This window comes from Microbacterium saperdae (assembly GCF_006716345.1).
Lineage (GTDB): Bacteria > Actinomycetota > Actinomycetes > Actinomycetales > Microbacteriaceae > Microbacterium > Microbacterium saperdae.
The window spans coordinates 760,132-778,835 of sequence record NZ_VFOX01000002.1; the positions used below are offsets into that span (position 1 = coordinate 760,132).

An 18,704-nucleotide genomic window follows, 5' to 3' on the forward strand; every position below is an offset into this window, starting at 1 on the left:
GTCACGTCAACGTCGGAGCGGATCGTGGCCCCATCGGGAATCCACAGCGATTTCCGATCACGAACGCGTAACGTCGGACGTATGACGACCCTTCAGGTCACCGAAGACTCCATCCGCAAGACGCGCGAACTGCGCGACGAGTTCCAGCGCTTCCTGCGTGAATACGAGTTCGGGATGCGGGAGGTCGAGACGAAGATCTCGATCCTCCGCGACGAGTTCACGCACCACCACGCGTACAACCCGATCGAGCACGTGAAGAGCCGGCTCAAGACTCCCGACAGCATCGTCGAGAAGATCGCCCGCAAGGGCATCGAGGAGCCGGACTTCGAGCGCATCCGCGCCGAGATCACCGACATCGCCGGTGTGCGGGTGACCTGCAGCTTCGTGGCCGACGTGTACCGGCTGTTCGATCTGCTCACCGCGCAGGACGACATCACCGTGCGCACCGTCAAGGACTACATCGCGACGCCGAAGGACAACGGCTACAAGAGCCTGCACGCGATCATCGAGGTGCCGGTGTTCCTGTCGACCGGTGCGCTGTCGGTGCCGGTCGAGGTGCAGTTCCGCACGATCGCCATGGACTTCTGGGCCAGCCTGGAACACAAGATCTACTACAAGTTCTCGAACCAGGTGCCGTCGCACCTCGTCGAGAGCCTGACGGATGCCGCGGATGCGGCCGCCGAGCTCGACAGCCGCATGGAGCGCCTCCACCGCGAGGCGCACGGCGTGCCGCAGCGGCAGCTCGCGCCTCCGCCCCCACCGCGCATCGTCCCGGTCTGACCCCGGCCGCGCGGCGGCGGTCCGCAGCGCTCTCGCGCCATAACTCCGGAGAATTCGAACCGTGTCGGCGCACAGAGTGCCTGGCCGCCCGTACTCGCCCGAATCTCCGGAGTTATGGAGCGCGCCGCGCGGAGCCGACCGATGTTGCGAGGCCGCTGCAGCCCTGGGAGCATCGGCAGGTGGTGAGAATGCAGGAGGCCGTGTCCGTGGACGCCGAGCACGATGTCGGCGAACGCGTTGACGTCGGCGAACTCGCGGGGGTCGACCGCGGACGGCAGATCTGCGAGTGCGACCACGGCGATGACGAGGGCTACCAGCCGTGCGGACGCACGGCGAAGTGGCGCGTGACGGTCGACTGCGTGTGCGGGGAAGGCCACCCGCGCCGGGTCGAGATCCTGTGCTCCCGGTGCATGCGCACGCTGCGTCAGATCCAGGGCCGCGAGGCCATCACCGTGCGTCGCCTCTGATCCGACGCGCCGACCGCCGCGGTCCGTCACATCCGATCGCGCGTCGGCTCCGAACAATCCTGGACCACACCGGTGACGGTGGAACAGGAGACGATCATGGCGCAGCGCAGCAGTGGCAAGAGGTTCTTCGTGTGGGCCGCTCTCGCGGGCGTGATCGGCGGGGGCGTGTTCCTGGCGACGGCCGAGCTGTTCGCGTTGCTCTTCGCCCGAGCGGCCAGTCCGATCCTCGCGGTGGGCGGCTTCGTGATCGACATCGTGCCGCAGCCGTTCAAGGAGTTCGCGATCGCCACCTTCGGCGAATACGACAAGATCGCGCTGCTCGCCGGCCTCGGACTCGCGGTGGTCATCGCCTCGGCGATCGCCGGCATCCTGCAGCTGGTGCGCCCGCCGCTCGGCGTGATCGCGCTGGTGATCGCGGGGGTGCTGTCCACGGTGGCGATCGTGACCAGGGCAGCGGTGACGCCGCTCGCGTTCGTGCCTCCGGTCCTCGGGACCATCGCCGGGTCGTTCATCCTCGTGCTCCTCATCCGTCGTCTGCGGGCATGGCGGGCATCCGTCGTCGCAGTGCGGACGGATGACACGACCGAGGCGCCGTCGGCCGATGTCGAACCCGTCGACGGTGCGACCGTCCGACCGGGCTTCGACCGTCGCCGCTTCTTCATGCTCACCGCGGTCGCGGGGGCATCCGCTCTCATCGTCGGCATCACGGCCCGCACGGTGAGCATGGCCGTGTCGTCGGTCGAGGCCATCCGCGGCGCGCTGAAGCTGCCGTCTCCGAAATCGAAGGTCGTGGTGCCGGAGGGCGCGGAACTCGACATCCCCGGGCTGAGCAAGCTGTTCACCCCGAACAAGGACTTCTATCGCGTCGACACCGCGCTCACCGTCCCCTCGATCGATCCGGAGACCTGGCGTCTCGTGATCGACGGGATGGTCGACAAGCGCGTCGAGATGAGTTTCCAGGACATCCTCGACATGGGTCTGGACGAGTACGCGATCACGCTGACGTGCGTGTCGAACGAGGTCGGCGGCGAGCTCGTCGGCACTGCGAAGTGGCTCGGAGTGCCGCTGCGTGACGTGCTGAAGAAGGCCGGTGTGAAGTCGGGTGCCGACATGGTGCTCTCGCGCAGCGTCGACGGCTACACCGCGAGCACCCCGCTCTCGGCCTTGACCGACGACAACCTCGACGCGATCCTCGCGGTGGCCATGAACGGCGAGCCGCTGCCGCTCGAACACGGCTTCCCGGTGCGGATGGTCGTGCCGGGACTCTACGGCTACGTGTCGGCGACGAAGTGGCTCACCGAGCTCAAGGTCACGACGTTCGCCGACGACGAGGCCTACTGGACGCCCCGTGGCTACAGCGCGGAGGCGCCGATCAAGTTCGCCTCTCGCGTCGACACCCCCAAGCTCGGCGCGGCCGTCGATGCGGGAAAGATCCCGATCGCCGGAGTCGCCTGGGCGCAGTCGGTCGGCATCGAGCGGGTCGAGGTGCGCATCGACGACGGCGACTGGGTTCCGGCCACCCTCTCGGCGCCGATCAACGACGACACCTGGGTGCAGTGGTTCATGGAATGGGACGCCACTCCCGGCACCCACTACGTCGCCGTGCGCGCGGTGAACAAGAACGGCGACCTGCAGATCGAGGAACGAGCGCCGATCGCACCGAACGGGTCGTCCGGTTGGCAGCGCTCGCTCATCCGGGTCACCTGAGGCCGGTGCGCGGCCGCCCGCGCGGGCCTAGGGTGGGAGCCATGACGCCGCTCCCCGCACTCGTGATCACCGTCTCGGACCGATCATTCGCGGGTGAGCGCGAAGACCGCGGAGGCCCGATCGCCGTCGGACTGCTGCGGGACGCCGGGTGGCACTGCCCGGATGCCGAGATCATCGCCGACGGAGAGAGCTCGGTGGCGGATGCGCTGCGCCGAGCGCTCGCCCGTGGCATCCGACTGGTGCTGACCACCGGGGGGACCGGTGTCGGCCCCCGAGACCTGACGCCGGAGGGCACCCGGAGGGTGATCACCCGTGAGATCCCCGGGATCGCCGAGGAGCTGCGCCGCAGCGGCCTCGCCGACACCCCGCTGTCTGTGCTGTCGCGGGGGCTGGCCGGCATCGTCGACCCGGCCAGCATGCTCGTGGTGAATCTTCCCGGTTCGCCCCGTGCCGTGGCATCCGGCGTACCCGTGGTGCTCGGCGTCGCCGGGCACATCCTGGACCAGGTGGAGGGCGGAGATCACTCATGAACGATGTACGACTGGCCGCAGTGTCGGAGGAACGGCTCGATCTGGACACGCATCTCGCCGCGGTCGAGGACCCCAGGCTGGGCGCCGTGACGACGTTCGTCGGTCGGGTGCGTGACAACGATCCGGATGCCGCGACGCCCGTCGTCGGGCTCGAGTACAGCGCCCACCCGGATGCCGAGGCGACGCTGCGGCGCATCGCCGAGCAGGCCGGTGCCGGGGCGGATGCCCCCGCCGTGGTGGCCGTGAGTCATCGCATCGGACGCTTGGACGTCGGCGACGCTGCGGTCGTGATCGCGGTCGCCTCCGAGCACCGTGCCGAGGCGTTCGAGGTGTGCCGGGCGGTCATCGAGGCGATCAAGAGCGACCTGCCCGTGTGGAAGCGCCAGCTCGAGGTCGACGGGACCTCGTCGTGGAAGGGCATCGGCGGCTGAGCCGAGGCGGCATCCGTCCGTCGCGCGGTCAGCCGCCCGCGAAGGGCGGGAGGATGTCGATGAGCGCGGCGTCGTCGAGGGTGAGGTCGCCATCGGTGCGGACACCGTCGACCATGACCGCGCAGCGCGGCAGGATGTCTGCCAGCGCCGGATGCTCCGTCACGATCGCCGCGCGCAGTGCGACGAGCGAGACCTCGTGGCGCTGCTCGCTGTCGGTGCCTGCGGCCTCCGCCGCCGCGGCGAAGTAGCGCACGCGGGTCATCCGGCGTCCCCGGGAGCGGCTTCACCGGGACGCACCCAGTCGCCCGACCGACCGCCGGACTTCGCCACGATGCGCACGTCTTCGATCACGACGGCGCGGTCGACGCCCTTGATCATGTCGACGATCGCCAGAGCCGTGACGGACACCGCCGTGAGGGCCTCCATCTCGACGCCGGTGCGGTCGGCGGTTCCCACCGTCGCCTCGATGCGCACGCCGTCGTCGACGATCTCGAGTTCGACGCTCGCCCGGTGCACGCCGATCACGTGCGCCAGCGGCAGCAGCGAGGCGGTGGACTTGGCCGCCTGGATGCCGGCGATGCGCGCCACGGCGAGCACGTCGCCCTTGGGCACGGTGCCGTCGCGGAGCGCCGTGATCACAGCGGTGCTGCAGCGCACGAAGCCGCGGGCGGTCGCCGTGCGGACGGTCGGCTGCTTCGCGGTCACGTCGACCATGTGGGCACGGCCGGCGGCATCGAGGTGAGGGAAGCTCATCCCACCAGCATGACATCGATCGCGTCGCCCACGGCGACGGCCTCGACCTCGGCCGGGATGATCGCGAACGCCCGCGCCCTGGCCAGTCCGCCGGCCAGGTGCGATCCCGATCCACCCGCGGTCGCCGGGCGCACGGTCCGCGCCACGAGGTCGACGATCGCGGGGAGGTATTGGCGGCGGCCGGGAGGTGTGGTCCAGGCCGCGTCGGCGGTGAAGGACGCACGCGGCCGCTGGATCTCGGCACGCCCCTGCAGCGCGAGCAGGGCCGGGCGCACGAAGACCTCGAAGGACACCGCGACGCTCACCGGATTGCCCGGGAGCCCGAACACCAGAGCCCCGCTGCTCAGCACGCCGAAGGCCTGCGGTTTGCCCGGCTGCATCGCGACGCTCGCGAACTCGACCTCGCCCTGACCGTCGAAGGCGCCGCGCACCGGCTCGTAGGCTCCGGCGCTCACGCCGCCCGTGAAGACGATCACATCGGCGCCGCGCGCGACGGCCTCGGCCGTGACGTCTCGCACGGCGTCGGGGTCATCCGGCACCCTCGCGACCAGCACGACGTCGGCGTCGGCATCGGCGACGAGCTGTTCGAGCAGCGGCCCGTTCGAGTCGGGGATGCGGCCGCGGGTGACCGGCTCACCGGGTGCGAGCAGTTCGCTCCCGGTCGACACCACGGCCACGCGGGGCGCGCGCGTCACGGACACCTCGGCGACACCCGCGGCCACAGCCGCGGCGACCTGGAAGGCGCCCAGCCGCTCGCCGGTGCGCACGACCTCGTCGCCCGCGTGCAGGTCGGCGCCGCGTCGGCGCACGAACACACCGGGCTTCGCGGGCGCGTGCAGCACCCGCACCTCGTCGAGCGAATCGGCGAGCCCGCCTTCCGTGTCCTCGAACGGCACGATCACGTCGGCGTCGGCAGGGGTGGGTGATCCGGTCATGATGCGGGCGGCCTCGCCGGCGCCCAGCGGCGGGTCGAGCGCGACGCCGGCGGGCAGATCGGCGACCACCCGCAGGGTGACCGGGTTCTCCGCGGATGCCGCGGCGACATCGGCCGCGCGCACCGCGAAGCCGTCCATCGCCGAGTTGTCGAACAGCGGGATGTCGTGGGCGGCAGCGGCGGGCGAGGCGAGGGTGCGCCCTGCGGCATCGCGCACCCCGCGCGTCTCAGACGGAAGAACGCGCACGGCGTCCAGCACGCGCGCGAGCTGCTCCTCGACCGTGCGCCGGCCGGTCATGCGCGCACCTCCGTCGCCGCGGACGACGCCGCGCGGATCGCGATCTCGTGCTGGCGGGAGCTCAGCGCATCGATCACGGCGAGCCGACCGAGCAGGGGTTCTCCGGCGCCGGTCACGAGCTTGATCACTTCGCCGGCCAGCATCCCGCCCACCTGCACGCACAGCGCCCCGAGCACTCCGACCTGCGCGCAGCTGGGCGGCTCGCCCTCGGTCCCTGGGGGGAAGAGATCGGCCAGCACGACCGGCTCACCCTGCGGCGGCGCCGACCAGAACACGGTGACCTGCGCATGCCACTCCTGCACGGCTCCCCATACCAGGGGCAGGCCGAGGGACTCGGCCGCCGTCGCGACGTCCCGCCGGGTGAGGAAGGAGTCACTCGTGTCGACCACGACATCCGCGCCGGTGAGCAGCCGTTCGGCGTTGGTGGCATCCAGGCGTTCGGGTACCTGCGTCACGATGGTCTGCGGGGCGAGCGCCGTGATGGCGCGGGCGGCCGACTCCGTCTTGCGCGTGCCGATGTCCTCGACGCGGTGCGCGAGCTGACGCTGAAGGTTCGTGAGCTCCACCACGTCGTCGTCGATCACCGTGATCGAACCGACCCCCGCGGCGGCCAGACCGAGCAGCGCGGGGGAGCCGAGCCCGCCGGCGCCGATGATCGCGACGTGCGCGGCGCTCAGTCGGCGCTGGCCCTCTTCGCCGATGCCGGCGAGCACGGCGTGCCGGGCCGTGCGGACGAGTTCTTCCGGGTCCAGCGCGGGGGCGGGGGCGACGAGGGGCTGCATGGGATCAGCGTATGCCCGCAGCCCGAAGGCGAGCCGGATGCGGCGTCCGGGAGGGCGACCGCGATCGCTACGCCGCCGCGGGGAGACGCTCCTTCGCGCCGCGGATGACGAACGCGACCGAGATGAGCGCGGTGATCCCCGCGATCGCGTAGATGATCGTCCCGAAGCCCCCGAACGGGCCGGGGGTCCCATGGATGACGGCGAACGTCGAGAAGTCCCACAGCCCGTGCAGCAGCATGGCCCAGATCAGGCTGCCGGTGGTTCGACGCAGGATGTAGAAGATCGTGCCCCCCAGGAACGCCGCTCCCACCTGCTGCAGCGTCGGCAGCAGATCCTGACCGGAGAACGCGTTCATCAGGTGCATGAGCGCGAAAAGCGCGGAGGTCAGGAACCACACCCATCCTTCGCTGAGCCGGCTGCGCAACGCCGTGAGCAGAAGTCCCCGCGTCGTGAGCTCCTCGGTGAACCCGACGAGGATGAGCACGACGGATGCGGCGAAGAACGCCGTGTCGAACGACCCCCAGTCGGTGGAGGCCAGGTTCACGAGCAACGCCACGGCCATGAGGATCGGGGCGATGATCGGCCAGCGGACGCTGCGCTTCTGTTCGAAGAGCGCGGGGCGCCACCACCCGAGCGCCGTGGTGGTGATCGCCAACAGGATCGCGGCGATGATCAGCGACAGCCCGGCGCCGAGGAACAGATTGCTCCCGCTCTCGCCCAGCGTGGTGTAACGGATGCCGCTCAGTCGCTGCACCACGAACACGACGACGACGTAGCCGACGTAGATCGCCAGGCCGATCCACACCTTCGGACGCACCCTCAGAGTCTCGGTCATGGCGCCCATCCTGGCAGAATCCTCGCCCGCTCGCCCTCCCCGGGTGACGATTTTCGGGCGATGCGGGAGCGGGATCTCCGCACGCAGGGGCAGCCGCCTCAGCCGCGCGCGTCCGACATCGCAGCGAGCTGGGACGGGTGGGTGAGCCGCCACCACTCGGACGGCTGGTCGATGCTTCCCTCGATCGCCACCGGAGCCGTGACGGTGTTCGGCCCGGCGGTCCAGGTGACGCTCCCCACGACCGTGCCGTCCTGGTACATCGGCGGGGTCTTGATATCCATGGTCACGGCGATCGGCGTGTCCGACCACGTGAAGATCGATGCCGCCTCGCCGACGACCAGTCGAGCGGCGGAGCCCCACGGCGTCGAGATCGTGCCCACTTCCTGGCCGGACGTCGCGAGCGGGACCTCGTGGAAGCCGGCGCGGATGCTGTCCAAGCTCGCGATCACGGCGGCGTTCACCGACTCGCGCGACGCTCCTCCGAGAAGGACGCCCGTCACCGCCAGCGGATCGGCTGCTCCCACATCGAGCGTCGCCGTGTACAGCAGGCAGTACGTGCCCTCGCCCAGCGTGCCGGTCTTCAACCCGGTGATCCCCGCAGTCCCGAGGAGCCCGTTGGTGTTGGAGAGCTGACCGGCACCGGGGAGGTCGATCGACGAGGTCGCGACGATCTGAGCGATGGCCGGATGAGCGGCGGCGAGCTTGCCGATCGCCACGAGGTCGGCGGGTGTGCTCGTATTGCGCGGGCTGATACCGGTGGGTTCGGTGATCGTGGTGCCGGTGAGCCCGTGTGCGGAGAGCCAGGTGCGCGTCGCACCGAGGAACGCGTACTGCGATCCGAAGATCCGGGACGACAGCGCCTCGGCGTAATTGCTCGCCGAAGGGATCAGCATGGCGGCCAGGGCGTCGTGCAGTGACATCGAGGTGCCCGTGGGCATGGGGGCGATGGTCGCGCCCTGCACGTAGTACCTGTCGTAGAGGTCGTGGTCGCTCTTGGTGAAGGTGATCGTGGGGCCCGGATCTTCCGCCGAGGCGAGCGGGACGGCGTCGAGGATGACCAATGCGGTGATGAGTTTCGTGATGCTCGCGATGGGTCGAGGGTCGCCGGTTCCGCTCGACGACCAGATCCCACTCGCCCCCTCGCCGAGATACGCGTCCGCACCGGAGATGCTGATCGCCGAGGCGCCTTCCGAGGCGGTGGCGACGGTCGCGGCCTCGATGGCCGGGACCTGCGGCGTCTGCGTGGTCACCTCAGGAGGATCCACGGGGGCGGTGAGAGCCCACCCGACGTAGCCCCCGGACGCGGCCAGGAGCAGGACGAGACAGGCGGCGGTGATGATGAGCCCCCGGCGTCTGCGTGCTCTGCGCACCTCGGGGGCGATTCGCTCACGACGACCGGTGAACTCCTGCTCGTGGCTCATCAGCTCCGCGAAGTCGGACAGTCCGTCCCCCGGCTGGTCCGGTGCCGTCATCGAGGTCCCCTCACCGGTCGCTCCTGGCATGAGGAACACCGTATCGCCGATGAGCGTCCACGGGGAGGAAAGATCGCGTGTGACGCAATTGCGGTGAATTTCGCGTGGAGCGTCCGCATCAGCGGTAGCCTCGGCAGTATGCAGACCTACCGGATCGCTCGAGCCGCGCAACTGCTCGGCGTGAGCGACGACACCGTCCGCCGCTGGATCGAGCAGGGGCTGCTGCCCGTCACAGACGCCGTGCCGGCGGAGATCCCCGGTGATGCGATCGCGGCCCGAGCCGTGGCCGTCGCGGAAGAGGCGCAGATCGCCGATGACGTGCTCTCCAGCGCCCGCAACCGCTTCGTCGGCATCGTGACCCGCGTGCAGATCGACGGCCTGATGGCACAGGTCGACATCCAATCCGGACCGCACCGCGTGGTCTCGCTCATGTCGGCCGAGGCGGCCCGGGAGCTTCAGCTCGAGGTCGGCTCCCTCGCCACCGCATCCGTCAAAGCGACCCAGGTCGTCGTCGAGGTCCCGAAAGGCTGACATGAACCGCACGCTCCGCCGCTCTGCCGTCGTCGTCCTCGCTGCCGTCGCCCTCGTCCTCGCCGGGTGCGCCGCCCCCGCAGGGGATGCCCCGTCCCCCTCGGCCACGGCGGAGCAGGGCACCGTGAGCGGCGAGCTCACGGTGTACGCCGCCGCATCCCTCAGCGGAGCGTTCGACGCGATCGCAGAGGCCTTCGTCGCGGAGAACCCGGATGTGAGCGTCAGCCCGGTGTACGACGGCTCATCGACTCTGGTCACGCAGATCCTCGAGGGCGCCCCCGCCGACGTCTTCGCCTCGGCGGACGAGGCCAACATGGACAAGGCGGCGGATGTCGCGGTCGCCCCGACGCTGTTCGCCTCGAACACCCTCGTGATCGCGGTTCCGGCAGGCAACCCGGGCGGCGTCGAGACGCTGGCCGACCTGGCTGACGTGACCACGGTGCTGTGCGCCCCCGAAGTGCCGTGCGGGGCGGCATCCGCGAAGCTGCTCACGGCGGCGGGCGTCACGGTCGAGGCGGCGAGCCTCGAACAGAACGTGACGGCCGTGCTGACCAAGGTCGCGGCATCCGAAGCCGACGCAGGACTCGTGTACGCCACCGACGTGATCGGTCGCGAGGACGTCGAGGTGATCGTGCCGGACGGTGCCGGAGAGGTCGTCAACCACTACCCGATCGCCGCGCTCTCCGATGCCCCGAACGCGGAGGCCGCCGACGCGTTCGTGGCGTTCGTGCTGTCGGAGGCGGGTCAGAAGATCCTGGCGGACTTCGGGTTCGGGGCTCCGTGAGCGTGGCCGGCGCCCGCGGATATGCTCCGCGTGCGCTCGCCATCCCGGCCGTGATCGGCCTGGCGTTCCTGATCGTGCCGCTCGCCGCGCTCGTCGCGCGGGTGCAGTGGTCGACCTTCCTGGCCGATGTGACGTCGGAGGCCGCGCTCTCGGCGCTGGCCCTCTCGCTCGGCACCGGCCTCGTCGCCACCGTGCTGTGCATCATCGTGGGGATACCGCTCGCGCTGTACATCGCCCGCTCAGGGCCGCGCCTGGCCGCCGTGCTGCGGGCGGTCGTCACCGTGCCGCTCGTGCTGCCGCCGATGGTCGGCGGCGTCGCCCTGCTGTACCTGTTCGGGCGTGCGGGATGGCTCGGCGGGCTCGGCCTCTCGTTCAGCACCCCCGCGGTCGTGCTCGCGCAGACCTTCGTCGCGCTGCCCTTCCTGATGCTGGCCGTCGAGGGCGCCGTGCGCACCTCGGGCGTGGAGTACGAGCGCACGGCGGCGGCGCTCGGGGCGGGACGGTGGACGATCCTGCGCCGCATCACCCTGCCGCTCGCCGCCCCCGGCATCGTCGCCGGCGTCGTGCTCTGCTTCGCCAGGTCCATCGGCGAGTTCGGGGCGACCGCACTGTTCGCCGGCAACAGGCCGGGCGTCACGCAGACCATGCCGCTCGCGATCTACACCGCGTTCAACGGCGCGGGCGTCACGCAGGGGACGGCGGTCGCGCTCGCGCTGCTGCTGCTGGCCACCGCGATCGTGGTGCTGCTGCTCGTGCGCGGCTGGCGACCAGGGGCTGCCCGATGAGCGCCGGCCTGCGTGCCCACGTCGTGGTCGCCCGCGAGCACTTCGCGGTCGACGTCGAGGTCGAGGTCGCGGTCGGCGAGACCGTCGCGGTCATGGGGCCCAGCGGAGCCGGCAAGTCGACGCTGCTGCAGGCGCTGGCCGGACTCGAACCGCTGACGGACGGCGAGATCTCGATCGAGGGCCGGGTCGTCGACCGCGCCACCGCTCCGCGTGTGCAGACGGCCCCGATGGGACGCGGCATCGTGCTGCTGAGTCAGGAGCCGCGGCTGTTCCCGCACCTGTCCGTGCGCGAGAATGTCGCGTTCGGTCCCCGGGCTGCGGGTGTCGCTGCGCGGACCGCGCGTGACTCCGCAGATGCCTGGCTCGCCCGCGTCGGCCTCCCCGGCGCGGGGGACCGGATGCCGCGGGACATGTCCGGAGGCGAGGGGCAGCGCGTCGCGGTCGCGCGGGCGCTCGCCGCCTCACCCCGCGCGGTGCTGCTCGACGAGCCACTCGTCGCGCTCGATCCGGAGACGGCGGGAGAGATCCGGCGGATGCTGCGCGACCAGCTCGCCGGCGTGACGACGATCGCCGTGACGCATGACGCGGCGGATGCGGTCGCTCTCGCCGAGCGACTGGTCATCGTGGAGGAGGGGCGTGTCACGCAGAGCGGCCCCGTGCGCGAGGTGCTGGCGGCGCCGGCATCCGGGTTCGTCGCCTCGATCGCCGGCGTCAACCGTGTGATCGGCGTCGCGGACGGTGGTGCCTGGCGGGCCGAAGGAATCCGGCTGCGGAGCGCGGATGCCGCCTCGACGGCGCGGGCTGCGACGACGGGTACGCCCCTCGCGGCCGTGTTCCGCCCCGCCGCCGTGCGCATCGCGGGTGCGGATGCCGCCGAGGCCTGGCGCACCAGGATCATCCGACTCGAAGCCACCCTCGCCGGCATCCGGGTGCACACCGAGCTGTGCCAGGTCGATCTCTCGCTGTCGGAGGCCGCCGGTCTCGCAACGGGTGACGAGCTGCACCTGCACGTCGCCCCCGCCGACGTGCGATTCCTCGCGGTCGGGTGAGGTCTCAGCGCGATTCGGAACGGTCCGGCGAGCCGTTCTCGATCAGGTGCAGCTGCGTTCCCTCGCGATCGACGAGGAATCCCGCCCGCTGACCCCAGGGCTGCGCCCGCACCGGATGCAGCCGGGGAAAGCCCGTGCTGCGCTCGATCACGCCCGCCTGTGCGATCTGCCGGTACAGCGCATCGACGTCATCGACGCGGATGCTGCACAGGAACGAGCTCCGCGCGGGAACATGCTCAGGGAACAGGAAGAACTCCAGCTGCAGCTCGCCGCGGTGGAGGATCAACCAGCCGTCGTCCCGATAGGACAGCTCGAAACCGAACCCGCCGTAGAACGCGATCGTGTCGTCGAAGTCGCGAGACGGCAGATTCGGCACCGCATGATCGGTCATGCGGAGAGCCTAGTCAGGCGTGCGGGTCGTGCGCGGGTTCAGGCGCGGTCGTGGAGGGTGATCTGGTATCCGTCCGGGTCGGCGAAGGTGAACGTACGGCCGAAGGGACCGTCGATCGGTGCCGACACGATCGTGTGACCGTCGGCGACCAGCGCGTCGTGGATCTCCTGGACCTCGGTGGCGTGGAGCCAGATCGCCGCGCCGATGCCGGGCTGGGGCGTGGCGTCGAGATCGGTGCCCGGAACGAGGTCGCGCAGGGCGAAGGCGATCGGAGCGGTCTGGAAGACCACGGCGTGCGGCGGTCCGGCGGGTGAACGGACGAGACCGAGGTACTTCGCGTAGAAGGCCTGGGATCCGGCGAGGTCGCGCGCCTGGAGGGAGATGAAGTCGGGACCGGTGACGGGCATGATGAGCTCCTTGATCGTGTGTCAGTTATCTGACATGCATCACCATATGTCAGAATACTGACATGAGTCAAGACGGAGAGGTCATCGACCTGGAGACGTCGCTCGGCTACCTGCTGAAGGAGGCCTCGAGTGCCCTGCGGGCGGCCATGGAGGAAGTGCTGCGGCCGCTCGGGATGACGGTCACGCACTACTCGTGCCTGGAGCTGTTGGCGCAGCGGCCCGGCCTGTCGAACTCGGAGCTCGCGCGAGGGACCTTCGTGACGCGGCAGTCGATGAACGTGCTGCTGCAGGCGCTCGAGCGCGACGGATCTGTGACGAGGGCGGCTGAGGCTCCCGTGGGCAAGGCCCTTCCCACACGGCTCACCCCGCTCGGGGAGCGCAAGCGGCAGCAGGCGAGCGCCGCGGTCCGCTCCGTCGAGCTGCGGATGCTCGGCGGGATGACGGGCGACGAGCAGTCGGGTGCACGGCGGATCCTCCGCAGCATGATCCATGCGCTGAGGGATGCCGACGGCTCGTGACCACCGGGAGCAGAACGCTGGCAATCCGCCGGTGGACGCCTCCACACCGCCCTGACCGGTATTCCGCGGGTTAGTCTCGAACGATGGGGAGCGTGGGAACGCCATGACGGCCGTACCGGTCGTCATCGGGGTGCGCGCGCCGCAGGCCGAGCCCGTGGCCGGTGCTGCGACGACCGGCGGCCTCATCGACACGCACGGCCGGGTGCACCGCGATCTGCGCATCTCGCTCACCGACCGCTGCTCGCTGCGCTGCACGTACTGCATGCCCGAGCAGGGGAACGAGTGGCTCGCGCGCACCAGCATCCTCTCCACCGACGAGATCGTCGAGGTGGCCGAGGTGGCCGCCGCTCTCGGCATCCGCACGTTCCGCCTCACGGGAGGCGAGCCGCTGCTGCGCACCGACATCGTCGAGGTCGTGCGCCGGGTCGCGCGGATCGAGGGGGAGGACGGGCCGGTCGAGGTCGCGATGACGACCAACGGCATCAGCCTCGCCCAGAAGCTTCCGGCGCTGATCGACGCCGGACTCACGCGGCTGAACATCAGCATCGACACGGTCGACCGTCAGCGCTTCGCCGACCTCACCCGCCGCGACCGCCTCGACGACGTCTTCGAGGGCATCGCCGCCGCCGCGGCCTCCGCGCTGCGCCCGCTCAAGCTGAACGCGGTCGCGATGCGTGGAGTGAACGACGACGAGCTGGTCGATCTGGTGGAGTTCGCGATGGGGGTCGGCGCGCAGCTGCGCTTCATCGAGCAGATGCCGCTGGACGCCGGGCACACCTGGGATCGCACCTCGATGGTCACGCGCGAGGAGATCCTCGCCTCGCTGGGAGAGCGCTGGCGTCTCGACCCGGTCGAAGGACGAGGCGGTGCGCCCGCGGAGAAGTGGCGGATCGACGGCGGCCCGCACGAGGTCGGCGTGATCGCCTCGGTGACCGCGCCGTTCTGCGGGGCGTGCGACCGACTGCGGCTCACCGCCGACGGCCAGCTGCGCAACTGCCTGTTCTCCAACGTCGAGTACGACCTCATCGGGGTGCTGCGGGGCGAGGGCTCGAGGCCCGGCGACCGTTCCGAGGGGATCGCCGACATGCTGCGCTCGTGCGTGCACGGCAAGCTGCCGGGGCACGCGATCAACGACCCGTCGTTCCTGCAACCGGCGCGCGGGATGAACGCGATCGGCGGCTGAACTCCGCTTCGATGTGCGGCCGGCAGCTCGGGCGGTGCTCCACAACTCCGGAGAGAACGTGCGGCCCGGGGCTGATCAGGCCGGCACGGCGCCGAATCGGCGAGTTTCTCCGGAGTTGTGGAGGCAGCCTCAGGCCAGGAACTCGCGTGCGGCCGCCGACAGGGCGGTGACGCCGACCTCGATCGTGGGGTGGATCTCCGGCGCGAAGAACGGCGAGTGGTTCGTCGGGATGTCCTTGTCGAGCGTGCCCGCAGCCATCGCCGCGGCGAACGCGGCAGGGTCGACCCCGCCCCAGAACCAGAACACCAGCGGAGCGCCGGTGTCGCGCGCGAACCACGACACGTCCTCGCTGCCCGTGAACATGCCGGGGTCGATGACGGAGGCCTCGCCGAGCGCGCGCTGCAGCGCCGTCGTGACCCGGGCCGTGGCCTCGTCGTCGTTGATCGTCGGCGGCAGGGTGTGATCGGTGCGGATCTCGGGTTCCCTCTCGGCACCGGATGCCGCAGCCTCTGCACGTACGATGCGTTCGACGCTCGCGAGCACCTTGTCGCGCATCTCGTCGTTGGGGTACCGCAGGCTGAGCTCGAGCTTCGCCTCGGCCGGGATGATGTTGTTCTTGAGTCCCGCGTGGATCGAGCCGACCGTGACGACGGCGACGTCGCGGGGGTCGACCTCGCGCGAGGCGATGGTCTGCAGGCGCATGACGGTCGCCGCGGCCATGACGATCGGGTCGATCGTGGAGTGCGGACGCGAGCCGTGCCCGCCGCGGCCGTGGAGGGTGACGGTCAGCCCATCCGAGGCGGCCATCTGCGTGCCGGGACGCACGCCGATCGTGCCGGCGGGGAGTGGGGTGACGTGCTGGCCGAGCACGATGTCGGGCTTCGGGACGAGGTCGAGCAGTCCGCCGTCGAGCATCGCCCGTGCGCCCGCACCGTACTCCTCGGCGGGCTGGATGAGCACGACCAGCGTGCCCGTCCACTCGCCCCGCTCCGCCACCAGCTTCTCGACGGCGCCGATCATCGCGGTCACGTGCATGTCGTGTCCGCACGCGTGCATGACCGGAACCGTGTTGCCCGCCGGGTCGATGCCGGTCGCGGTGCTGGCGTACGGGCGTCCGCTCTGTTCGCCGACGGGGAGCGCGTCCATGTCGGCTCGTACCCAGACGACCGGTCCCTCACCGTTGGCGAGCACGCCCACCACGCCGGTGACGCCGATGCCTTCGTGCACTTCGAGTCCGAGATCACGCAGGTGCGCGGCGGCGATGCCGGCGGTGCGGGTCTCCTGGAAGGAGAGCTCGGGATGCTGATGCAGGTCGATGTAGAGCGCTTCGAGATCGATCGTCATGGCCCGAGCCTAGCCGGGTGGCCTCTGGAGCCTCCCTGCGGCATCGAGACCCATCGCCCGTGTCCAGGCCCACCGTCTCCGGCGTGGGGAGTGGTGGGTCTCGGCGGGCGTGGTGGGTCCGGGCGGATGCCGCGGGCTCAGGACGGGTGCACGTAGGTCGTGAGCGCGGGGCCGGGGTTCAGCACGGCGTTCACGATCGCCCTGATCGCGAATTCGCTGATCTCGCCGAGCTCGATCCGGTCCGGGTGCAGGAGCCACTGCAGCTGCAGGCCGTCCATGACCGCGAGGATGCTGGCGGATGCCGCGGCGATCGTCTCGGGCTCGGTCACCCCCTCCTGCGCGCAGAGCTCGCGGAATGCGGCGGTGACCTCGCGGCGGAGCGTGGTGTAGCGGTCTTCGAAGTACTCGCGCCCGGGGTGGTCGTCGGTCACCGATTCGGACGACAGCACGGTGTACGCCTGCACGATGCCGGGGCGCAGCTCGTTCGCGAACGCGGTGCGCACGAGGTGCAGGAACAGCTCGGGGCCGTCGGGGATGTGCTTCTCGGCGAGGTTCGCGACGTCGGCCTGGTCGCGGTAGGCGAGCACTTCGAGCAGCAGCTTCTGCTTGGAGCCGAAGTGGTGCAGCACGCCGGCGTGGGTGATTCCGACCTGCTCGGCGACGTCGGCGAGGGTGCCGTTGGTCGACCCCTTGTTGCCGAAGATCTCCACGGCGGCCTTCAGGATCTGTTCGCGTTTCGCTCGGGTCGCCGGGCGCACACGGGACGTCTCGTCGGTGTCCTTCATCACGACCCCCTCTCGCTTGTCATCGTGCACTTGCCATCTTACTTACCAATGGGTAACCTCACGGAAGCTTACTTTCTCGACAGTAAGCAAATCACGACAGCCGCGGAACCCCTTCCGACGGCGACGCAGCACAATGACCCGTGCCCAAGGAGAAGCAATGAAGCTCAGAAAGTCTCTGATCGCCGCGACCGCGATCACCGCCCTCGGCGTCTCGGCCCTCGCCGGATGCTCGTCGGGCGGTGGCGACGACGCGAACAACGGCGATTCCCCCGCACTGACCATCGCGAAGCCCGACGGTGCCATCACCGCAGAGTCGAACAACCCCTACGTCGGAGACTCGTCGGCGTCGAAGTACGGCTATGGCAAGGTCATCTTCGAGTCGCTCGGCCTGGTGAACCAGACCGGTGATCGCGGAGTGACCCCCTGGCTCGCCGAGAGCATCGAGTGGAACGATGACTACACCGCCGTCACGGTCGTTCCCCGCAAGGACGTCACGTGGAGCGATGGCGAGCCGTTCACCGCCGATGACATCGTCTACACCTACGAGCTCGTCTCGACTCCCGCACTCGACACCGCCGGCCTCAAGTTCGAGGGCGCCGAGGTCGACGGCGACGCCGTGACGCTGACCTTCGGCGAGTCGAAGTACGTCAACCAGGCGCGCGTGCTGCACGTCCCGATCGTCCCGAAGCACATCTGGGAGAACCTCGACGAGCCGGCCACCGACCCCGTCAAGGGCGACGACCTGGTCGGCACCGGTCCCTACGAGCTCTCCAACTGGTCCACCGAGTCGGTCACGCTCGCCGCGCGCGACGACTACTGGGGCGGCGACCTCGCCGTGCCCGAGCTGCACTACGTCTCCTACGGCGACAACACCGCGCTGACCACGGCGCTCGCGCAGGGCGAGGCGGACTGGGCGCAGGCGTTCATCCCGCAGGTGCAGGAGCAGTTCATCGACGCCGACCCCGAGCACAACGTGTTCTGGGCCGCTCCGACCACCGGCTCCGCGACGCTGTTCATGAACCTGCAGCAGAAGCCGTTCGACGATCCCGCATTCCGTCAGGCCCTCGCCTGGGTGATCGACCGCGACGCCTACGTCGACATCGCGCGCGAAGGCGCGAGCGAGGCCGTCTGGTCGGTGACCGGACTCTCCTCGATCCTCGATGACGAGATCCAGCCCGAGTTCCAGGGCAAGGAGTACAAGGTCGACGCCGAGAAGGCGCGCGCCGTGCTGACCGACGCCGGCTACACCTGGAAGGACGACGCGCTGGTCGACCCCGACGGCACCCCCGTCTCGTTCACGCTCTCCGTGCCCTCCGGCTGGAGCGACTGGAACACCGCGCAGGAGCTGATCGCCGAAGACGTGAACGAGGCCATCGGCGCCGAGGTCAAGATCGACATGCCCGATTGGGGCGGCTGGCAGGGTCCTCGCGACGACGGCACGTTCTCGGCGATCATCCACTGGCTCGAGGACAGCGGCACGGCGTACGGTCTCTACACGTCGACCATGGACCCGCGCTGGATCTCCCCGGAGGGCATCGCCGGATTCAACTTCGGTCGCTTCGACGACCCGACGGCGACCGCAGCCCTGAACAGCTACGCCAACGCCTCGTCCGACGAGGAGCGCACCACCGCGCTCGACACGCTGCAGACGATCTTCTCCGAGCAGGTACCGGCGATCCCACTGGGCGCGCACCCGCTGCTGGGTGAGTTCAACACCCGCAACTACGTCGGATGGCCCTCGGACAAGGACCCGTACGCCTCGGCAGACCCGACGCAGCAGAACATCGTGCAGATCCTCACGAAGCTGAAGCCCGCCGAGTAACGCTCCGTCTGTGCGCCCTTCGTCTCGTCGCTTCGCTCCTCGCTCAGGGAGCGGGAGTCACCTCCGCTCCCTGAGCGAGCGCAGCGAGACGAAGGGCGCACGGCACCAGGCCACAC

At 70.1% G+C, this 18,704-nt stretch carries 22 protein-coding genes; 12 read left to right on the forward strand and 10 right to left on the reverse strand.

The window, feature by feature from the left end:
• The first annotated feature begins 81 nt into the window (after positions 1–81).
• The 5 genes from FB560_RS18250 (at position 82) to FB560_RS18270 (ending at position 3,915) form a co-directional block, all read left to right on the forward strand.
• Complete coding sequence (locus FB560_RS18250) at positions 82–780, forward strand: GTP pyrophosphokinase (protein WP_141874129.1); 699 nt, start codon at positions 82–84, stop codon at positions 778–780.
• Between the two features lie 179 nt (positions 781–959).
• The gene (locus FB560_RS18255; RefSeq protein ID WP_141874130.1) at positions 960–1,247 is read left to right on the forward strand and encodes a hypothetical protein; all 288 of its coding nucleotides are present in this window, start codon (positions 960–962) and stop codon (positions 1,245–1,247) included.
• A gap of 96 nt (positions 1,248–1,343) precedes the next feature.
• Positions 1,344–2,954, forward strand: a complete 1,611-nt coding sequence (locus tag FB560_RS18260; protein WP_141874131.1) for a molybdopterin-dependent oxidoreductase — start codon at positions 1,344–1,346, stop codon at positions 2,952–2,954.
• A gap of 41 nt (positions 2,955–2,995) precedes the next feature.
• The gene (locus tag FB560_RS18265) at positions 2,996–3,484 is read left to right on the forward strand and encodes a MogA/MoaB family molybdenum cofactor biosynthesis protein (protein WP_141874132.1); all 489 of its coding nucleotides are present in this window, start codon (positions 2,996–2,998) and stop codon (positions 3,482–3,484) included.
• A complete protein-coding gene (locus tag FB560_RS18270; RefSeq protein WP_141874133.1) occupies positions 3,481–3,915 on the forward strand; it encodes a molybdenum cofactor biosynthesis protein MoaE in 435 nt (144 codons plus the stop codon). The genes FB560_RS18265 and FB560_RS18270 overlap by 4 nt, the downstream gene beginning before the upstream one ends.
• 28 nt (positions 3,916–3,943) lie before the next feature.
• On the opposite strand, the gene FB560_RS18275 is transcribed toward FB560_RS18270, so the two are convergent.
• The 6 genes from FB560_RS18275 to FB560_RS18300 form a co-directional block, all read right to left on the reverse strand.
• Positions 3,944–4,177, reverse strand: coding sequence for a MoaD/ThiS family protein (locus tag FB560_RS18275; RefSeq protein WP_141874134.1), 234 nt, complete (start codon positions 4,175–4,177; stop codon positions 3,944–3,946).
• Positions 4,174–4,668 carry a cyclic pyranopterin monophosphate synthase MoaC gene (gene moaC / locus FB560_RS18280; RefSeq protein WP_141874135.1) on the reverse strand — a complete coding sequence of 165 codons (495 nt, stop codon included), beginning with the start codon at positions 4,666–4,668 and terminating at the stop codon, positions 4,174–4,176. The genes FB560_RS18275 and moaC overlap by 4 nt, the downstream gene beginning before the upstream one ends.
• The gene (locus tag FB560_RS18285; RefSeq protein WP_141874136.1) at positions 4,665–5,900 is read right to left on the reverse strand and encodes a molybdopterin molybdotransferase MoeA; all 1,236 of its coding nucleotides are present in this window, start codon (positions 5,898–5,900) and stop codon (positions 4,665–4,667) included. Before FB560_RS18285 ends, moaC begins: the two co-directional genes overlap by 4 nt.
• The gene (locus tag FB560_RS18290; protein ID WP_141874137.1) at positions 5,897–6,682 is read right to left on the reverse strand and encodes a HesA/MoeB/ThiF family protein; all 786 of its coding nucleotides are present in this window, start codon (positions 6,680–6,682) and stop codon (positions 5,897–5,899) included. Before FB560_RS18290 ends, FB560_RS18285 begins: the two co-directional genes overlap by 4 nt.
• 67 nt (positions 6,683–6,749) lie before the next feature.
• Positions 6,750–7,517, reverse strand: coding sequence for a CPBP family intramembrane glutamic endopeptidase (locus FB560_RS18295; protein ID WP_229673001.1), 768 nt, complete (start codon positions 7,515–7,517; stop codon positions 6,750–6,752).
• A gap of 98 nt (positions 7,518–7,615) precedes the next feature.
• On the reverse strand, positions 7,616–9,019 hold the full coding sequence (locus FB560_RS18300) for a D-alanyl-D-alanine carboxypeptidase family protein (protein ID WP_229673003.1): 1,404 nt from the start codon (positions 9,017–9,019) through the stop codon (positions 7,616–7,618).
• Between the two features lie 108 nt (positions 9,020–9,127).
• Here FB560_RS18300 and FB560_RS18305 point away from each other — a divergent pair, with 108 nt between their 5' ends.
• Genes FB560_RS18305 through FB560_RS18320 form a run of 4 tightly spaced genes read left to right on the forward strand, consistent with a single transcriptional unit; the run spans position 9,128 to position 12,138 of the window.
• Positions 9,128–9,520: a TOBE domain-containing protein gene (locus tag FB560_RS18305; RefSeq protein ID WP_141874139.1), complete on the forward strand. Its 393-nt coding sequence runs from the start codon at positions 9,128–9,130 to the stop codon at positions 9,518–9,520.
• A 1-nt stretch (position 9,521) separates the two neighbouring features.
• A complete protein-coding gene (gene modA / locus FB560_RS18310) occupies positions 9,522–10,304 on the forward strand; it encodes a molybdate ABC transporter substrate-binding protein (RefSeq protein ID WP_141874140.1) in 783 nt (260 codons plus the stop codon).
• Between the two features lie 2 nt (positions 10,305–10,306).
• Positions 10,307–11,089, forward strand: a complete 783-nt coding sequence (modB, locus tag FB560_RS18315; RefSeq protein ID WP_141874619.1) for a molybdate ABC transporter permease subunit — start codon at positions 10,307–10,309, stop codon at positions 11,087–11,089.
• Positions 11,086–12,138, forward strand: a complete 1,053-nt coding sequence (locus FB560_RS18320) for an ABC transporter ATP-binding protein (protein ID WP_141874141.1) — start codon at positions 11,086–11,088, stop codon at positions 12,136–12,138. Before modB ends, FB560_RS18320 begins: the two co-directional genes overlap by 4 nt.
• Positions 12,139–12,142: 4 nt before the next feature.
• Here the strand turns inward: FB560_RS18320 and FB560_RS18325 are convergent, their stop codons facing one another.
• Positions 12,143–12,529, reverse strand: coding sequence for a bleomycin resistance protein (locus FB560_RS18325; RefSeq protein ID WP_141874142.1), 387 nt, complete (start codon positions 12,527–12,529; stop codon positions 12,143–12,145).
• Between the two features lie 38 nt (positions 12,530–12,567).
• Entirely contained in the window at positions 12,568–12,936 is a 369-nt protein-coding gene (locus tag FB560_RS18330) for a VOC family protein (protein WP_141874143.1), read from the reverse strand.
• A gap of 62 nt (positions 12,937–12,998) precedes the next feature.
• Here FB560_RS18330 and FB560_RS18335 point away from each other — a divergent pair, with 62 nt between their 5' ends.
• Both FB560_RS18335 and moaA read left to right on the forward strand, forming a co-directional pair.
• Positions 12,999–13,454: a MarR family winged helix-turn-helix transcriptional regulator gene (locus tag FB560_RS18335; protein WP_141874144.1), complete on the forward strand. Its 456-nt coding sequence runs from the start codon at positions 12,999–13,001 to the stop codon at positions 13,452–13,454.
• 103 nt (positions 13,455–13,557) lie between these two features.
• The gene (moaA, locus tag FB560_RS18340; RefSeq protein WP_141874145.1) at positions 13,558–14,637 is read left to right on the forward strand and encodes a GTP 3',8-cyclase MoaA; all 1,080 of its coding nucleotides are present in this window, start codon (positions 13,558–13,560) and stop codon (positions 14,635–14,637) included.
• Positions 14,638–14,766: 129 nt separating this feature from the next.
• On the opposite strand, the gene FB560_RS18345 is transcribed toward moaA, so the two are convergent.
• Together FB560_RS18345 and FB560_RS18350 are read right to left on the reverse strand one after the other, a co-directional pair.
• A complete protein-coding gene (locus FB560_RS18345; protein ID WP_141874146.1) occupies positions 14,767–15,981 on the reverse strand; it encodes an amidohydrolase in 1,215 nt (404 codons plus the stop codon).
• Between the two features lie 137 nt (positions 15,982–16,118).
• Entirely contained in the window at positions 16,119–16,766 is a 648-nt protein-coding gene (locus tag FB560_RS18350; protein WP_141874147.1) for a TetR/AcrR family transcriptional regulator, read from the reverse strand.
• Positions 16,767–16,923: 157 nt separating this feature from the next.
• Here FB560_RS18350 and FB560_RS18355 point away from each other — a divergent pair, with 157 nt between their 5' ends.
• Entirely contained in the window at positions 16,924–18,588 is a 1,665-nt protein-coding gene (locus tag FB560_RS18355; protein WP_141874148.1) for an ABC transporter substrate-binding protein, read from the forward strand.
• Positions 18,589–18,704: the final 116 nt, after the last annotated feature.

Bases quoted from the DNA above. Each gene is read 5' to 3' on its own strand.
- FB560_RS18250 (WP_141874129.1), top strand. From the start codon at position 82: ATGACGACCCTTCAGGTCACCGAAGACTCCATCCGCAAGACGCGCGAA.
- FB560_RS18260 (WP_141874131.1), top strand. From the start codon at position 1,344: ATGGCGCAGCGCAGCAGTGGCAAGAGGTTCTTCGTGTGGGCCGCTCTC.
- FB560_RS18265 (WP_141874132.1), top strand. From the start codon at position 2,996: ATGACGCCGCTCCCCGCACTCGTGATCACCGTCTCGGACCGATCATTC.
- FB560_RS18270 (WP_141874133.1), top strand. From the start codon at position 3,481: ATGAACGATGTACGACTGGCCGCAGTGTCGGAGGAACGGCTCGATCTG.
- FB560_RS18275 (WP_141874134.1), bottom strand. From the start codon at position 4,177: ATGACCCGCGTGCGCTACTTCGCCGCGGCGGCGGAGGCCGCAGGCACC.
- moaC (WP_141874135.1), bottom strand. From the start codon at position 4,668: ATGAGCTTCCCTCACCTCGATGCCGCCGGCCGTGCCCACATGGTCGAC.
- FB560_RS18285 (WP_141874136.1), bottom strand. From the start codon at position 5,900: ATGACCGGCCGGCGCACGGTCGAGGAGCAGCTCGCGCGCGTGCTGGAC.
- FB560_RS18290 (WP_141874137.1), bottom strand. From the start codon at position 6,682: ATGCAGCCCCTCGTCGCCCCCGCCCCCGCGCTGGACCCGGAAGAACTC.
- FB560_RS18295 (WP_229673001.1), bottom strand. From the start codon at position 7,517: ATGACCGAGACTCTGAGGGTGCGTCCGAAGGTGTGGATCGGCCTGGCG.
- FB560_RS18300 (WP_229673003.1), bottom strand. From the start codon at position 9,019: ATGCCAGGAGCGACCGGTGAGGGGACCTCGATGACGGCACCGGACCAG.
- FB560_RS18305 (WP_141874139.1), top strand. From the start codon at position 9,128: ATGCAGACCTACCGGATCGCTCGAGCCGCGCAACTGCTCGGCGTGAGC.
- modA (WP_141874140.1), top strand. From the start codon at position 9,522: ATGAACCGCACGCTCCGCCGCTCTGCCGTCGTCGTCCTCGCTGCCGTC.
- FB560_RS18320 (WP_141874141.1), top strand. From the start codon at position 11,086: ATGAGCGCCGGCCTGCGTGCCCACGTCGTGGTCGCCCGCGAGCACTTC.
- FB560_RS18325 (WP_141874142.1), bottom strand. From the start codon at position 12,529: ATGACCGATCATGCGGTGCCGAATCTGCCGTCTCGCGACTTCGACGAC.
- FB560_RS18330 (WP_141874143.1), bottom strand. From the start codon at position 12,936: ATGCCCGTCACCGGTCCCGACTTCATCTCCCTCCAGGCGCGCGACCTC.
- FB560_RS18335 (WP_141874144.1), top strand. From the start codon at position 12,999: ATGAGTCAAGACGGAGAGGTCATCGACCTGGAGACGTCGCTCGGCTAC.
- moaA (WP_141874145.1), top strand. From the start codon at position 13,558: ATGACGGCCGTACCGGTCGTCATCGGGGTGCGCGCGCCGCAGGCCGAG.
- FB560_RS18345 (WP_141874146.1), bottom strand. From the start codon at position 15,981: ATGACGATCGATCTCGAAGCGCTCTACATCGACCTGCATCAGCATCCC.
- FB560_RS18350 (WP_141874147.1), bottom strand. From the start codon at position 16,766: ATGAAGGACACCGACGAGACGTCCCGTGTGCGCCCGGCGACCCGAGCG.
- FB560_RS18355 (WP_141874148.1), top strand. From the start codon at position 16,924: ATGAAGCTCAGAAAGTCTCTGATCGCCGCGACCGCGATCACCGCCCTC.